17 protein-coding genes are annotated in these 13982 nt (G+C 62.8%); 7 read left to right on the top strand and 10 right to left on the bottom strand.

All coding sequences use genetic code 11. The annotated features are described in order from the left end of the window. Window positions 1–50 precede the first annotated feature (50 nt). Window positions 51–1019: an NAD-dependent epimerase/dehydratase family protein gene (locus tag EC912_RS08515; RefSeq protein WP_132142940.1), complete on the bottom strand. Its 969-nt coding sequence runs from the start codon at window positions 1017–1019 to the stop codon at window positions 51–53. 91 nt (window positions 1020–1110) lie between these two features. On the opposite strand from EC912_RS08515, the gene EC912_RS08510 reads away from it, so the two are divergent. After that, window positions 1111–2010, top strand: coding sequence for a LysR family transcriptional regulator (locus tag EC912_RS08510; RefSeq protein WP_132142938.1), 900 nt, complete (start codon window positions 1111–1113; stop codon window positions 2008–2010). 265 nt (window positions 2011–2275) lie between these two features. Here the strand turns inward: EC912_RS08510 and EC912_RS19375 are convergent, their stop codons facing one another. Beyond that, the gene (locus EC912_RS19375) at window positions 2276–2428 is read right to left on the bottom strand and encodes a hypothetical protein (protein ID WP_165973544.1); all 153 of its coding nucleotides are present in this window, start codon (window positions 2426–2428) and stop codon (window positions 2276–2278) included. A gap of 129 nt (window positions 2429–2557) precedes the next feature. Here EC912_RS19375 and EC912_RS08505 point away from each other — a divergent pair, with 129 nt between their 5' ends. Beyond that, window positions 2558–3148 (top strand): NADPH-dependent FMN reductase, encoded by a 591-nt coding sequence (locus tag EC912_RS08505; protein WP_132142936.1) that lies wholly within the window; start codon window positions 2558–2560, stop codon window positions 3146–3148. A gap of 86 nt (window positions 3149–3234) precedes the next feature. On the opposite strand, the gene EC912_RS08500 is transcribed toward EC912_RS08505, so the two are convergent. Beyond that, window positions 3235–3426, bottom strand: coding sequence for a CsbD family protein (locus EC912_RS08500; RefSeq protein WP_132142934.1), 192 nt, complete (start codon window positions 3424–3426; stop codon window positions 3235–3237). Between the two features lie 225 nt (window positions 3427–3651). Between EC912_RS08500 and EC912_RS08495 the strand changes: the two genes are divergently transcribed. Both EC912_RS08495 and EC912_RS08490 read left to right on the top strand, forming a co-directional pair. Beyond that, window positions 3652–4974, top strand: coding sequence for an Nramp family divalent metal transporter (locus EC912_RS08495; RefSeq protein WP_132142932.1), 1323 nt, complete (start codon window positions 3652–3654; stop codon window positions 4972–4974). A 72-nt stretch (window positions 4975–5046) separates the two neighbouring features. After that, the gene (locus tag EC912_RS08490) at window positions 5047–5553 is read left to right on the top strand and encodes a ku family containing domain-containing protein (RefSeq protein WP_132142930.1); all 507 of its coding nucleotides are present in this window, start codon (window positions 5047–5049) and stop codon (window positions 5551–5553) included. Window positions 5554–5607: 54 nt separating this feature from the next. Here the strand turns inward: EC912_RS08490 and purB are convergent, their stop codons facing one another. After that, entirely contained in the window at window positions 5608–6975 is a 1368-nt protein-coding gene (purB, locus tag EC912_RS08485) for an adenylosuccinate lyase (RefSeq protein ID WP_132142928.1), read from the bottom strand. A 143-nt stretch (window positions 6976–7118) separates the two neighbouring features. Between purB and EC912_RS08480 the strand changes: the two genes are divergently transcribed. Next, the gene (locus EC912_RS08480) at window positions 7119–8516 is read left to right on the top strand and encodes a class II fumarate hydratase (RefSeq protein ID WP_132142925.1); all 1398 of its coding nucleotides are present in this window, start codon (window positions 7119–7121) and stop codon (window positions 8514–8516) included. 129 nt (window positions 8517–8645) lie between these two features. Here the strand turns inward: EC912_RS08480 and EC912_RS08475 are convergent, their stop codons facing one another. Genes EC912_RS08475 through EC912_RS08450 form a run of 6 tightly spaced genes read right to left on the bottom strand, consistent with a single transcriptional unit; the run spans window position 8646 to window position 12672 of the window. Next, window positions 8646–9869, bottom strand: a complete 1224-nt coding sequence (locus tag EC912_RS08475) for a serine hydrolase domain-containing protein (RefSeq protein WP_165973543.1) — start codon at window positions 9867–9869, stop codon at window positions 8646–8648. Between the two features lie 57 nt (window positions 9870–9926). Next, window positions 9927–10886, bottom strand: coding sequence for a hypothetical protein (locus EC912_RS08470; RefSeq protein WP_132142920.1), 960 nt, complete (start codon window positions 10884–10886; stop codon window positions 9927–9929). Continuing rightward, a complete protein-coding gene (locus EC912_RS08465; protein WP_132142918.1) occupies window positions 10883–11740 on the bottom strand; it encodes an ABC transporter ATP-binding protein in 858 nt (285 codons plus the stop codon). The genes EC912_RS08470 and EC912_RS08465 overlap by 4 nt, the downstream gene beginning before the upstream one ends. After that, window positions 11737–12111, bottom strand: a complete 375-nt coding sequence (locus EC912_RS08460) for a GntR family transcriptional regulator (RefSeq protein WP_132142916.1) — start codon at window positions 12109–12111, stop codon at window positions 11737–11739. Before EC912_RS08460 ends, EC912_RS08465 begins: the two co-directional genes overlap by 4 nt. Window positions 12112–12115: 4 nt before the next feature. Further along, entirely contained in the window at window positions 12116–12451 is a 336-nt protein-coding gene (locus EC912_RS08455) for a hypothetical protein (RefSeq protein ID WP_132142914.1), read from the bottom strand. Between the two features lie 38 nt (window positions 12452–12489). After that, window positions 12490–12672 carry a hypothetical protein gene (locus EC912_RS08450; protein WP_132142912.1) on the bottom strand — a complete coding sequence of 61 codons (183 nt, stop codon included), beginning with the start codon at window positions 12670–12672 and terminating at the stop codon, window positions 12490–12492. A 212-nt stretch (window positions 12673–12884) separates the two neighbouring features. Here EC912_RS08450 and EC912_RS08445 point away from each other — a divergent pair, with 212 nt between their 5' ends. After that, window positions 12885–13670: an SDR family NAD(P)-dependent oxidoreductase gene (locus EC912_RS08445; RefSeq protein WP_132142910.1), complete on the top strand. Its 786-nt coding sequence runs from the start codon at window positions 12885–12887 to the stop codon at window positions 13668–13670. Between the two features lie 66 nt (window positions 13671–13736). Continuing rightward, window positions 13737–13982: helix-turn-helix domain-containing protein (locus EC912_RS19855; protein ID WP_132142908.1), on the top strand; the 246-nt coding region annotated here is incomplete at its 3' end.

Raw genomic sequence — 13982 nt, 5'->3', positions numbered from 1 at the left:
CCGGCCGCCCATGGGGCGGCCGGCAATTTTGGCTTTTTGCAGGAGCGCGCTCAAGCGCGCTCCTGCACGATTCCGACATCCATTGAAGCCAGCGTCGCGCGCAATGCCTCATCGATGCCAGTGTGCGGCACGTCGTCGAGGAACGCATGCAGCTTGTGGCCGTCCAGGCGTAGTGGCGTTTTCCACAGATAGCGCATGGGACGCAGCTCGCGCAGCGTTTCGACAAAGGGCGACGCCAGTACGATCAGCGGCCAGGGAAAGGCGCGTACGCGAAGATCGGGCGCGTTCGCAGCGCGACGGATCGCATCCACCAGTTCGTCGCCCGTTATGTAGTGTCCTTCGAAATGAAACGCATCGAACGTGGCCAGGTCGCGTTCGCGATCGAGGAGCCGCGCCATGGTTTCGCCGACGTCGGGCAGATAGGCCCAGCTATGGGCCAGCTGGCGTGGACCCGGGTAGGTCACCGTGCGCAAAGGCTGGCCCGGTTTGACCAGTCCCTGGGTGAACCAGTTGTTGGCTGCGCGCGGACCGAAGAAGTCGCCGCAGCGGAGGATCAGCACGGGCGTGCCATCGCGGGCCGCGTCGGCGAGGCGTTGCTCCATGGCGACACGGATTTGGCCCTTGTGCGTGCGGGCGTGCTGGGGCGATGCCTCGGTCAGCACCGGAAAGGCATCGTCGCCGTAGTTGTACACGGTGCCCGGCAGGACGATGCGCGCGCCGACGGCGCGCGCTGCGGCGATCGTATGGTCGAGCATCGGCAGCACCAGGCGATTCCAGCCGCGGTAGCCGGGCGGATTGACCGCATGGACGATGACGGCCACGCCTTCGGCGGCACGTAGCACGTCGTCGGCATTCATCGCATCGCCCTGGCGCCAGTCGATACCGCTCCCGTCGTTCTCGCGGAGGGTCCGGGTCAACGCCCGCACGGTCCAACCATGCCGGAGCAGCGCCCGCGCCGCCTCGCCACCTACGCCGCCGGTCGCACCCAGTACCAGTACCGTCTTGCCGTTCGCGTTCATGGTCGATCCCGTTGAGTAGACGGACTCATCGTGAGCTCTCGCCTGCATAAAAAGAATTGCCTATGGGCTAAGAGCTGCTATACGTTTTTGCATGGCCGATACCGAACCCAGCTGGGAACTGCTTCGCTCCTTTCTCGCCGTGATGCGCGAGGGGAGCCTGTCCGGAGCAGCGCGGTCGCTCGGTATGACCCAGCCGAGTCTCGGTCGGCACGTCCGCGAGCTCGAAGCGGCGCTGGGCGTATCGCTATTCGCGCGATCGCCGCAAGGGTTAGTGCCGACAGACGTCGCGGACGAACTGCTTCCGCATGCCGAGGCCATGGCTGCCGCATCGGCGTCTCTACACCGTGCGGCGTCCGGAGGACGGACCGACCCGCAAGGCGTGGTCAGGATTACCGCAAGCGAAATAATCGGCGGCGAAGTACTGCCGGCGATGCTGGTACCGTTTCGCGAACGTCATCCGGGCATCGTGGTGGAGTTGTCGCTATCCAACCGCACGGAGGATCTGCTTCGTCGCGATGCCGATATCGCCATCCGTATGGTGCGTCCCTCGCAGGATGCACTCGTGGCGCGGCATGTCGGTGCCGTGAAGCTGGGCCTGCATGCGCATCGCCGCTATCTTGAAACACACGGCACGCCTCGCGACCTCGGCGAACTGGCCACCCATACGCTGATCGGCTACGACGAAGAGCAGCCTTATGTCCGGGCGCTTCGTCCCGAAGGCATGGCGTATTCGCGCGACGACTTCGCGTTACGCACGGACAGCGATCTGGCCGCGCTGGCGGCGATCCGTGCGGGTTACGGCATCGGTATCTGCCAGGTCGCGCTGGCTCGCCGCGATGCGAACCTGGTCCGGCTGCTTCCGGCGCAGGTCGACATCGGTCTGGATACCTGGGTGACGATGCATGAGGACCTTCGCCGGAGTCTGCGCACGCGTCTGATGTTCGATCACCTGGCTGCCGCCATGGTCGAATACACGCGAGGTGTCACGTAGATACCGTTGACGTTGCCGCTTTTTTCGCTTACTAAGGCAACAGGGACTATCAACGGGGGGCCAGATTTTGGCCATCGCAATACCGGTTTTATCTGGCGATACCGAATCGACTGTCGCAGCGCCCTGGCCGGACGGCTTCGTTCCGGGCACGGTTGCGCCCTTTGTCATGCGCTACGGTGTGGACTGGCTGGTGGCCGTGCAGCGGGCCACGCAGGCGACGGACACGTGGACCGCGGATACTCCCGAACCCGCCGAAGCCTGATCGTCAGCGTTGCGGCGAAGGCGTGGCATGTTGCGTCGCGCCCTGATCGGGCGCGTCGTCGCCCGACGAACCGCCATTGCGAATGGCGCCCACGATCATGATCGCCACCATGGCGACGATGAGCGCGATCAGAGCGAGGAAGCGCGTGCGGTTCATAGAGCCTTGCCTTCGGAGTTGAGTCGGAGCATTGCAGGCCATCGGTCAACGAAACGGCAGGTGCTTGTTAGTGCGCCGTAGGCATGGCTGCCGTCACGTATCATGCACGTCACGCCTGGGGAATTCTCCATGACCGAATCGAAGTCGTTGTCCTTTGCCGTACTGCTGGGTTCCGTCCGGCAGGAAAGGATGGGTATACGCGCCGCGCGCATGGCGGTGAACGCACTGGAAGCGCGAGGCCACGAAGCGGTCCTTGTCGATCCCATGGTGGTTCGCCTGCCGCTGCTGGACCGGATGTACAAAGAATACGCCAGTGGCGAGGCACCCGAGGTGCTGGAAACACTAGCGACACTGTATCGGCGTGTCGATGCGTTCGTTATCGTCACCGCCGAGTACAACCACGGTATACCGCCCGCGCTGAAGAATCTGCTCGATCATTTTCTGGAAGAGTATTTCTGGCGGCCCTCGGGCATCGTTTCATATTCCGCCGGCCAGTTCGGTGGCGTACGCGCGGCTTTCGCGCTGCGGGAGACAGTCGCAGAGCTCGGGATGCCGAGTATCTCCAGTACGTGTCCCGTTCCGCGTATCGGCCATGCGTTGGACGAGCAGGGCGTGCCGACCGACGAGCGGCTTAGCCGCTCGCTCGGCCGCTTCCTCGACGAACTTGAGTGGTATGCCCGGGCCCTGAAGCGACAGCGTGCGGAAGGTACGCCGTACTAGCGTATCCGCGGATGAATGCCTCATCCGCCGATACGGGAATACGGACGCCGAAGGGGCGCCACGAAGCGCCCCCTCATGACAATGGATCAATGATGGGAACGTTTATCTGCCTGGCGGGCGGCATCCGCAAGCTTGCCGTGTTCGTTCTGCATCTTGCCCGCGTTCTTCTCGATGTTGCCTGCAACCTGCTTCGCGGTATTGCCCGTCACCTTGCCCACACCTTCCTTGATGGCGCCTTTTACTTCGTGTTTCATGCCTTCGGTACGATTCTTGTCCATCGTGTGTCTCCTCGAATCTGCGGTATTGCAGACAGTACGATTACCGCGCCGTGTGCATAGTCTCTCCGTGAAGCGTCTGTGCCGGCGTCCGTCACTGAGTGCATCCGATCGTTCGTTGCGCGGCGACTTCCTGAACCGGATATCGGCGACAGTGCTGCGGATTCTTGGGTAGCATGAGACGCGAGCGAGCCGCTCGCCTTCGTTCTTCGTGGATAAGCCCGCCCCATGTACCGTTTGCCCAAGACCGCCACGGCGCCGTTCTGTCCTTCCGAGGTGGCCGGTTCGGTCGTCGTGTCGCCGGATGCGCCGTTCTGGAAGCAGCTTTCCCGATTTGTCGGGCCCGGTCTGCTGGTCGCCGTGGGTTATATGGACCCGGGCAACTGGGCCACCGATATCGAGGCCGGTTCACGTTACGGTTACCAGCTGTTGTTCGTCGTCGTATTGTCCAGCCTGGCGGCTATCGTGCTCCAGTGTCTGGCCGCGCGCCTGGGTATTGCTACCGGCAAGGATCTCGCGCGACTTTCCAGCGAACGCTACTCGCCGGCCGTGGGCCGTGCGCAATGGGTGCTGGCCGAAATATCGATTGTTGCCTGCGATCTGGCCGAGGTGCTCGGCAGCGCGCTCGCATTCCATCTTCTGTTCGGCGTGTCGTTGCCGGTCGGCGTGGCCTTGACCGCGCTGGATACGTTCATCGTTCTGGGATTGCAGGGCAGGGGATTCAGGCGCATCGAGGCGATCATCCTCGGGTTGGTCGGTACGATCGCGATCTGCTTCCTGGTCGAACTGCTGCTTATCCGGCCGAACTGGCCGGATGTCGCTGCGGGTTTCGTGCCGTCGCTCCATGCGCTCTCGTCGCGCGAGCCGCTGTATCTGGCCATCGGCATCCTTGGCGCCACGATCATGCCGCACAACCTGTACCTGCACTCGTCGATCGTCCAGACACGTGTGATCGGAGCGGGCGATTCAGGTCGGCGCCGGGCGATCCGGCTGACCCGCGTGGATACGGTCGTGTCTCTTCTGATCGCACTGACGATCAACGCGGCCATCCTCATCCTGGCCGGCGCCGCTTTTCATTCCACCGGGCGCAACGACGTGGCCGACATCAGCGACGCATACCAGCTGCTCGCACCGATCGCGGGCACCACAGCGGCAGCGGTAATTTTCGCGATAGGACTCTTCGCGTCGGGCCAGAGCTCGACGTTCACCGGAACGATTGCCGGGCAGGTGATCATGGACGGATTCCTGCGTCTGAAGATTCCCTGTTGGCAGCGTCGGCTGATCACGCGCGGCCTGGCGATCGTGCCGGCCTTCATCGGCGTGATGCTGCTGGGCGACCGGGCGGTGGGGCAACTGCTCGTGGCCAGTCAGGTGGTGTTGAGCCTGCAACTGCCGTTCGCGATGTATCCGCTGATTCGATGCACGGACGACCGCCTGCTTATGGGCAGCTTCGTCAATACGCGGTTTGTATCGGTTTGCGCGTGGCTACTCTTCGCGGCGATTTCGGGCGCGAACGTCTGGCTGGTGCTGCAAGTGTGTGGTGTCGCGTGACCTGATCGCGACATAGGTATCACATAGTTGCGTGCAGTCTCGGGCATCGTCGATATCACCGGAGACGTTGCCATGCCCGAGAAGAAAACCATCGCCAAAGCCCGCGAGGACAAGCGTCGGGGCAAGGCTCCGTCTACTCAGGCGGGTGAATTCGTTCACGAGGAAATCGAACATATTCGCGAGGGCAAACACGGTGCCCGGTCGGCGAAGCAAGCCATCGCGATCGGTCTTTCGAAGGCGCGCCGCGCCGGTGTGAAGATCGGCGCGGGAAAGTCCGCGAGCACGGCTACGAAGAAGAAAGCAGCGTCCGATACCAGGGCGGCGCGGAAGCGTTCGTCGGGTACGGCGGCGAAGAAGTCGACGACGCGTTCGCGTGCGACGAAGACGGCATTGAAGAAAGAAGGCCACGCCGCGGCGTCCAAACGGGCACTGTCGGCGCAGGCACGCAAGAGTGCGGCGAAACGTCCGGCGGCGAGCCGTTCGGCTGCGGCGAAGAAGGCTGCGCATACGAAGGGTGCGGCGGGGCGTTCGGCAGCCGCGAAGAAAGCGGCGCGTACGCGTGCGAAAAAGGCGTCTTGACCGTTACAACGGCGAGGAATATTCCTCGCCGTTGTAACGTGCAGGCCATGCCGTTTAGACGTTCTTCGCCAGAACGTTGGCCAGACCGATATAGCTACCCGGCGTCAGGTCGAGCAACCGCTGCTTCGCATCGGCTGGCATGTCGAGCCCGGCAATAAACGCGCGCATCGAATCGCGCGTAATACCCTGACCACGTGTGAGCGCTTTCAGCTGTTCGTACGGCTCGGGCAAGCCATAGCGACGCATGACCGTCTGCACGGCTTCGGCCAGCACTTCCCAGCTGGCGTCCAGATCGGCCGCGATGCGCTCGGGGTTCGCGTTGAGCTTGCCAAGGCCCTTCTGCAGCGACTCGACGGCAACCAGCGTATGGCCGAAGGCCGTACCCAGTGCGCGCAACACCGTGGAGTCGGTGAGATCGCGCTGCCAGCGGCTGATAGGCAGCTTTTCGGCGAAGTGACCGAGCAGGGCATTGGCCAGACCGAAGTTGCCTTCGGCGTTCTCGAAGTCGATGGGGTTGACCTTGTGCGGCATCGTCGACGAACCGACTTCGCCGGCCTTCAGGGCCTGCTTGAAGTAGCCGAGCGAGATGTAACCCCAGATGTCGCGGGAGAGATCGATCAGGATGATGTTCACGCGACGCAGTACGTCCGCGAATTCCGCGATGCCATCGTGCGGCTCGATCTGGGTCGTATACGGATTGAATGTCAGGCCGAGACCGGTGACGAAACGATCCGCCAGTACCGGCCAGTCGACGTCCGGATACGAGATGACATGCGCGTTGTAGTTGCCGACGGCGCCGTTGATCTTGCCCGGAATGTCGATGGCGACGAACTGGCGACGCTGGCGCTCCAGACGGGCGACGACGTTGGCCAGTTCCTTGCCCATCGTGCTTGGCGACGCGGTCTGGCCGTGCGTACGCGAAAGCAGCGAAAGTCCGGCATGCGTGTGCGCCAGTTCGCGCAGCCTGGCGATGAGCGCATCCAGAGCGGGAAGCAATACGTCCTGACGCGCATCGCGCAGCATCAGCGAGTACGCGAGATTGTTGATGTCTTCGCTGGTGCACGCGAAGTGGACGAATTCCTTCGCCTGGGCGAGTGCCGGTTCGTTGCCGATGCGCTCTTTGATGAAGTACTCGACGGCTTTGACGTCGTGATTCGTCGTCGCCTCGATTTCCTTGATGCGTTCGCCGTCGTCCACGCTGAAACCATCGGCGATGGCGGTCAGGCGCGCCACGGCTTCGGCCGGGAAATCGGGCAGTTCGACGATGCCCGGGTGGGCCGCCAGTGCCAGCAGCCAGTGGATTTCGACGTGCACGCGGCGGTGCATGAGACCGAACTCGCTGAAGATCGGACGGAGCGGACCGGCCTTGGCGGCGTAACGGCCGTCCAGGGGCGAAAGAGCGGTCAGCGTGGCGTGGGACATTCGGGCGGTTCCTGGGCTGCGGGTGGGACGAAAGCGCCGATTATAGCGTGAGCGGCCGGGCAGGCCCGGACCGGCCCTTGCCTCCGAGCGGCTTGCCGCCACCTAATACGGGTCTACCCCACGTGTGCACGGAGTGTCCCCGCATGACCAAGTACCGTACCGAACGCGACAGCATGGGCGAGCTGAAAGTGCCTGCCAGCGCCCTGTATGGCGCGCAGACCCAGCGCGCTGTCGACAATTTCCCGGTCTCGGGGCTCACCATGCCTCGCGAGTTCATCCGCGCACTGGGCCTGATCAAGGCGGCCGCCGCCGAGGCCAACGTGAAGCTCGGGCAGCTGAAAAAAGGCGAGGCGAAGGCCATCCGTGCCGCCGCCGAGCGGGTGGCCTCGGGCGAGGTCGACAACCAGTTCCCCATCGACGTCTTCCAGACCGGGTCGGGGACCAGTTCCAACATGAACGCCAATGAGGTCATCGCGCACCTCGCCGCACTCGCCGGTTCGAAAGTTCATCCGAACGATCACGTCAACGCGGGCCAGAGTTCCAACGATGTCATTCCCACCGCGATCCTCGTCAGCGCGACGCTGGCGACGCACGAGAAACTGCTGCCGGCGCTGAAGCACCTCGGCAAGACGATCGACAAGCGCGCCCGCGAGTTGAAGAAGGTGGCCAAGACCGGGCGCACGCATCTGATGGATGCCATGCCGATCACGTTTGGCCAGGAGCTTTCCGGCTGGTCCGCCCAGATCGCCGCCGCATCGGAACGCATTGTCGACACGCTGAAGCGTACGCGCCGCCTGCCACAGGGCGGCACTGCCGTCGGTACGGGTATCAACGCCGATCCGAAATTCGGGCCGGCCGTGGCCGTCGAGCTTTCGAAACTGACCGGCGTGAAATTCGAATCGTCCGACAATTATTTCGCAGGCATGGCCGCGCAGGATGCACCGGTCGAGCTATCGGGCCAATTGCGTGCACTGGCCGTGGCCGTGATGAAAATTTCGAACGACCTGCGCTGGATGAATTCCGGTCCGCTGGCTGGGCTGGGCGAGATCGAGCTGCCGGCGTTGCAGCCGGGTTCGTCGATCATGCCTGGCAAGGTGAACCCCGTGATCCCCGAGGCCGCCGCCATGGTCGCCGCGCAGGTCATCGGCAACGACGCGACCATCGCCGTGGCCGGTCAGTCGGGCAATTTCCAGTTGAACGTGATGCTGCCGGTGATCGCGTACAACCTGCTTCAGTCGATCGAGATCCTGGCCAACGTTACGACGTTGCTCGCGGATAAGGCGATCGCTGGATTCAAAGTGAATACGGATCATATCCGCGAGGCGCTGGATAAGAATCCGATCCTGGTGACGGCGCTCAATCCGGTGATCGGGTACGAGAAGGGCGCGGCGACGGCGAAGCAGGCCTATAAGGAAAAACGGCCGATTCTGGATGTGGCGCTGGAGACGACGGGGCTATCGAAAGGTGAGCTGGCTGCGTTGCTCGATCCCATGGCGTTGACGAAGGGTGGGATTCATGGGGGTGGCGGCGGTGGCGGTTGATTGAGGGTATTGCGCGCTGAAAGCGTGAACTGGCCGTATCGCTGAAATCTATTGCGCCGCACTGGGTTCCTGCGCAGGCAGGAACCCAGTGCGATGCGAACGGTTTTCGCGACTCCGTCCGGTAAGGCTCTACAACGTGCAAGCCGGATGCGCATTCACCACAGGCTTCGCCGTCCGCCACTCCGGATGATCGTACGGAATGTAACTGTCCCAGTACCACGGAAAGCACGTCTTCCCGAGTACATCGTCGATGAGATACGCAAAGATCTTCTCGCCGTTCGAGCTATTGCTCATCAGCAGTACGCAGTTCTTAGAGCCCTCGATACACACGGCGACGTTGTTAGTCCCGTCATCGTGTCCTTCCTTGAAGAACGCCTTGCCCTGCGGCGACGTGAACGTTCCCACGCCCAGCGCGTAGCCCAGCGATATCCCGTCGTTGTCACTGGAGTCGGGCAGGCCGATGGTCGGAAATTGCCGCACCGACCGGATACGAACGGCAGGCGTCAACCAGCGCTTATGCGCCGCATCGCTCAAGCCTTCGCCACGGACCATGCCGGCAAGCAGGTTCGCGTAATCGGCGACGGTCGTGTCCATCGAGCCAGCTGCCCGCACGGAGCCGCGTTGTTTGTGTCCCAGTGCCTTGCCGTTCTCGTCGTAACCGATAGCCACGTTGGCCGCGAAGGCGTCGCGCCAGGTCATCGAGGTGCGCCGCATGTCGAAACGTACGAACAGGCGTTCGCGCATCAGTGTATCGACGTCTATGTGCTTGCCGTTTTCCAGCACGAACTGGAGCAGGTTGATGCCTTCGCCCGAATAGGCGAAGCGCGTTCCGGGATCGAAGTAGAACTGGAGTTTGCCGTTCGGATCGTAATCCTTGCCGGGTTGCCAGAAGCGGAAGTTCGCGAATCCGGAGCGGTGACTGAGCAGAATGGCCGGTGTCAGCGACTTCCAGCGCGGATCGTTCGAAAGATCCGCGTATTTTTCATACGAGGGAAGCGGTTTGGGCAGGTCTTTGTCGATCGTGCCGTCCGGATCGAGCCGCCCCTCGTCGACCAGCGTCATCGTGGCGTAGCCGAATGCGGCCTTGGTCAGCGACGCGGCGTACATGATCGTATCGGTCTGTAGCGGCAAACCCTTTTCGACATCGCGTTTGCCATACGCTTTTACGCTGGTGACGCGGCCGTTCTCGATAATCGCCACGCCAAGGCCGGGCACGTTCGCCGCTTCCATCAGTCGCGCGATGCGGCGATCCAGATCGGCGCCGCGCAGGCGGGTATGGCTGGTTGCGACCGGATGTGTCGCGCAGCCCGCGACCAGTATGCCGAACAGAACGGTAAGCGTGCGACGGAGCATGTCGATCTCCTCACGGCTCATGGAAAGACGGCTCCCGAGGGAGCCGTCTTTGTTCGATCAGGTGTCTTCGCGCCAGCGGCGGAACCAGATGGCGCCGGCGATCATCAGCGCTCCGGCGATGGCTCCGACCCAGACGTTCGGCGAAGCCAGCGTGCTGTAGTGGTAGGACAGGCCGACAGCGTTCAGGATCGAACCCGGGTCTTGCTTGTCGAGGTGATCGAGATTATCTGCGTAGCGAACCCACCCACCGGGGATGATGCTGAGCAGCAGGCGTCCCGGCACGTTGACCCAGAACCACTGGGCGGACCGTTCGAAGATGCCCATCAGACCGAACCACTGGACGACAACCGCGGCACCGATCGGGAGAGCGATAGCCCAGAGGAACGGTTTGCTACGAGCCCAGGCGGAGCAGAGCAGCAGCCAACCGATCGTCGGCAATGCCCAGAGTGCGTACAGCGGGATCAGGCAGATCAGGTTGAAGGCGACACGGAACGGATGGGCCTCGACCAGGAATTGCCAGAGCGGTACGCCGTGCAGCGTTGCGACGATGGTTGCCATCAAGGCCAGGACCAGGCCACCAAGGACACCGACCACCACACCGATCACGGGGGCGACGAGAGCGGCACTGGCTACCTTGGACAGCACGGTGCTGGTGTCGGAGACGGGTAACGATTTCCAGAACAGGACGCTGCGATCGCGACGGTCGTCGTACAGCGCGCCAAGGCAATAGAAGAAGACGACGATGGCGGTGACGGCGAGGATAAGCGCGGTGAAACCATAGAGCGTGACATCCAGTGCCGCGCCGGCGACCGCCAGACCGTGTTCGTCCAGATGGCTCAGCGTGTCGACTTCGCCGGTGAAGTGGAAGCCGCCCATCCGGCGCCCCATCACTTCGCCCACCACCATGGCCATCAGGTTCAGCACCAGGAAGACGATGGCGGTGATCAGGGGGGCCCGGTAGAAGCCGCCCCGGTTCTCCCAGAACTCGCGTTTGACGAGCCAATAGAAGGTTTTCATGCGTAGGTTCCCTTCATGGTGGCGACGAAGAGGTCGCCGATCGACGGCCGTCGCACTTCACCCAGCTCTTCCAGCTGCGGGCGACTCACGTTGTCGAACAGGAAAATGCTCTTGCCGAATACCTGGCGTTCGTCGAGGGGCTTCAGTTCCCGTGCCGCGGCTGCCCGTTCGGCACCTACCAGCACTTCGGTAAACCGTTCGCCCAGGGCTTCCATGTCGGTATCCAGAACGATTTTGCCGTCGCGGATGAACATCAGGTCGGTGAGGATGTGTTCGATCTCCTCGACCTGGTGGGTCGTGACGACGATCGTCTTGTTCTCGTCGAAATAGTCTTCGAGCAGGCTCTGGTAGAACTGCTTGCGATAAAGGATGTCCAGGCCCAGCGTCGGCTCGTCCAGAATCAGCAGGCGGGCATCGATGGCCATGACCAGGGCAAGGTGCAACTGCACGATCATGCCCTTGGACATCTGCTTGACCTTCTGGTCCGGCTGCAGCTTCGTGCGGGCCAGGAAGGACTCGCATTTGGCGCGATCAAAGCGCGGATGTACGTTGGCTACGAAGTCGACGGCGTCCTTCACTTTGATCCAGCGCGGCAGGACAGCCACGTCGGCGATGAAGCAGACCTGTTCCATCAGCTGGTCGCGCTGCTTGCGCGGGTCAAGTCCCAATACGGACAGCTCGCCGGTAAACGTGGTCAGTCCCAGGATGGCCTTCAGCGCGGTCGTCTTGCCGGCGCCGTTCGGACCGATCAGGCCGACGATGCGTCCGGCGCCGATCTGGAAGCTGGCGCCATCCAGCGCCAGGGAATTCTTGTAGCGCTTGGTGAGGCCGGTGGCGGTAATGACCGCGCTCATGACTGATCCTCCGCGGAGCCCGAGGCCTCGCGCATCAGGGTTTTCAGATCCAGGCCCATGCGTTGCAGGCGGGCGAACAGAGCCGGCCACTCTTCGCGCAGGAAGCGCTCCCTTTCGGACTTAAGCAGCGCTTCGCGCGCTCCATCGATGACGAACATGCCCAATCCCCTCCGTTTTTCAACCAGTTGTTCGTCCACCAGCTCCTGATACGCCTTGGAAACGGTCAACGGGTTGATCTGAAAATCCCCCGCGACCTGACGTACCGACGGCAGCGGGTCGCCCTCGCTCAAGGCGCCGTCCAGGATCATCGCGACTACGCGCTCGCGTAGTTGACGGTAGATCGGGACGCTGTCGTTCCAGGTAATGGACATGTAGTTAATCCTTGGCCGTACGGCTCAAAACATTGCCAAACGAATAGTAGGGCATGGCCAGCTGCGAACCGAGAAGCGCCATCGCGCGCTCCTCGGCGTTGCGCCGGATAGCCGCTGCCGCGTTATCCAGTGTTGCCTCGCTCGTCCGGGTCGCCTCGCGCACATCTGCGGCGGTGGGGCGGACCGTGACGGGGGCCAGGTCGATGACGCGTACGCCGTTGATCATGGCGGGCGCGGCGGCGAGTGTGGAAATGCGGTCATCGAAGGAGCGCAAGACGAACACGCTGGCTCCGGCGATCAGCAGGGAGGCGGTGACGGCTATCAGGTTCGGCGCTTTCATGGGGAAACTCCGATGACGGTTTTAAGCGGGTGGTGCGGTTAGAGGGAGGCGACGTTCGCGCCGGTGTCGGCGTAGACGACGATCGGTGCCATGTCGGTGACGTGCGTGCCGTTGATTTCGGTCAGCGGGGCGGCGGTCGTGCTGCTTTCGTGGAAAACGGCGATCGAGGCGGCGGCGAGAACGAAGGAGGCTGCCAGGGCGATGTAGTTCGGGCTTTTCATGTTGTTCTCCAGTAGTGGTCTGGGTGACCGGTGTTGTAGTGAACTATAACACCATAATTTGAGTCGTCAACAAGAATTTCGTGAAATTCCATATGACTAATGGCCTACGGGGTGGTCGCCGCGGTCACTGGTGTGATGCGCTAGTACGCCAGAACGTTGATACGCGACGTTTGGGGCATCATCGGGGCTTTATTCGGTCGACGAGGCGAGTCATGGAATCGGGTCTTAAGGGCAGGCGGGTGCTGGTTACCGGGGCCAGCAAGGGCATCGGCCTGGCCTGTGCCAGGGCATTCGCGGCCGAAGGCGCCAGCGTCGTGGGTGTTTCCCTGAGCATCGACAACCTGCACGCGGCCAGGGAGGATCTGCGCCGCGCCGGGTTCGATATGGATATTCATGCCGTGGACCTGCGCGACAGCAAGGCCGCCGCGGCACTGATCGCTTCGCTGGAGGAGAGCGGCGCGCCGCTCGACGTCCTGGTGAACTCCGCGGGAGCCGCGCGACGTTTCCCCCTGGACGAGCTGGGGCACGAAGCGTTTCAGGGTGCGCTGGACGCCAAGTACTTTACTTATCTCAATGTGCTCGCGCCACTGATCAAACGCATGGCGGCGCGTGGGCACGGCAGTATCGTCAACATCGTCGGCCAGGGCGGAAAGCAGGCCAATCCGATACATATCGCGGGCGGCGGAGCGAACGCCGCGTTGATGCTCGCCTCGGTGGGTTATGCCCGTGCGTACGCCGACAAGGGATTGCGGGTGAACGTCATCAATCCCGGCATGACTCGTACCGATCGGGTGGAAGAGGGCATCTCGGCGGCGATGCGTGCTTCGGGGCGTGGGCGTGAGGAGCTTTTGGCCGAGCAGGTTGCGGAGATCCCGATGGGGCGTATGGCGGAGCCGGACGAGGTCGCGAACGTTGCCGTGTTTCTTGCCGGCGATCTGGCCAGTTATGTGACGGGTGCGGTGATTCCGATGGATGGGGCGAAGACTTCGGTGATTTGAGCGATTCCGTCTATTCCCTCATCGTCATTCCGGCGGGCGTGTATGGACCGGAGACATGGTTAACAGATGTGCCAGGACATGGTTTACACCTCGACCGCCAAGTTGTGGCGGTCCGAGGCCCAGCCCATGCCCTGGAAGGAAACCTCATCCATGTCACTTCGTACTGAGCTTGTGGCGGCGGCCAAGCAGCCCGGTCAGTCGATCGCTGAGCTGTCCTGCCGGTTCGGCGTCAGCCGAACCACCGCTTACAAATGGCTAGGCCGCGATCAGGCGCACGAGCCCCTGGCCGATCGCTCGCGGCGACCCCATCGC

Origin of the sequence: Luteibacter rhizovicinus (assembly GCF_004342265.1) — a bacterium.
Taxonomy (GTDB): Bacteria; Pseudomonadota; Gammaproteobacteria; order Xanthomonadales; family Rhodanobacteraceae; genus Luteibacter; species Luteibacter rhizovicinus_B.
Note: the sequence above shows the minus strand (reverse complement) of the source record. Positions and strands in the feature narration are given on the sequence as shown.

Bases quoted from the DNA above. Each gene is read 5' to 3' on its own strand.
- EC912_RS08515 (WP_132142940.1), bottom strand. From the start codon at position 1,019: ATGAACGCGAACGGCAAGACGGTACTGGTACTGGGTGCGACCGGCGGC.
- EC912_RS08510 (WP_132142938.1), top strand. From the start codon at position 1,111: ATGGCCGATACCGAACCCAGCTGGGAACTGCTTCGCTCCTTTCTCGCC.
- EC912_RS19375 (WP_165973544.1), bottom strand. From the start codon at position 2,428: ATGAACCGCACGCGCTTCCTCGCTCTGATCGCGCTCATCGTCGCCATG.
- EC912_RS08505 (WP_132142936.1), top strand. From the start codon at position 2,558: ATGACCGAATCGAAGTCGTTGTCCTTTGCCGTACTGCTGGGTTCCGTC.
- EC912_RS08500 (WP_132142934.1), bottom strand. From the start codon at position 3,426: ATGGACAAGAATCGTACCGAAGGCATGAAACACGAAGTAAAAGGCGCC.
- EC912_RS08495 (WP_132142932.1), top strand. From the start codon at position 3,652: ATGTACCGTTTGCCCAAGACCGCCACGGCGCCGTTCTGTCCTTCCGAG.
- EC912_RS08490 (WP_132142930.1), top strand. From the start codon at position 5,047: ATGCCCGAGAAGAAAACCATCGCCAAAGCCCGCGAGGACAAGCGTCGG.
- purB (WP_132142928.1), bottom strand. From the start codon at position 6,975: ATGTCCCACGCCACGCTGACCGCTCTTTCGCCCCTGGACGGCCGTTAC.
- EC912_RS08480 (WP_132142925.1), top strand. From the start codon at position 7,119: ATGACCAAGTACCGTACCGAACGCGACAGCATGGGCGAGCTGAAAGTG.
- EC912_RS08475 (WP_165973543.1), bottom strand. From the start codon at position 9,869: ATGCTCCGTCGCACGCTTACCGTTCTGTTCGGCATACTGGTCGCGGGC.
- EC912_RS08470 (WP_132142920.1), bottom strand. From the start codon at position 10,886: ATGAAAACCTTCTATTGGCTCGTCAAACGCGAGTTCTGGGAGAACCGG.
- EC912_RS08465 (WP_132142918.1), bottom strand. From the start codon at position 11,740: ATGAGCGCGGTCATTACCGCCACCGGCCTCACCAAGCGCTACAAGAAT.
- EC912_RS08460 (WP_132142916.1), bottom strand. From the start codon at position 12,111: ATGTCCATTACCTGGAACGACAGCGTCCCGATCTACCGTCAACTACGC.
- EC912_RS08455 (WP_132142914.1), bottom strand. From the start codon at position 12,451: ATGAAAGCGCCGAACCTGATAGCCGTCACCGCCTCCCTGCTGATCGCC.
- EC912_RS08450 (WP_132142912.1), bottom strand. From the start codon at position 12,672: ATGAAAAGCCCGAACTACATCGCCCTGGCAGCCTCCTTCGTTCTCGCC.
- EC912_RS08445 (WP_132142910.1), top strand. From the start codon at position 12,885: ATGGAATCGGGTCTTAAGGGCAGGCGGGTGCTGGTTACCGGGGCCAGC.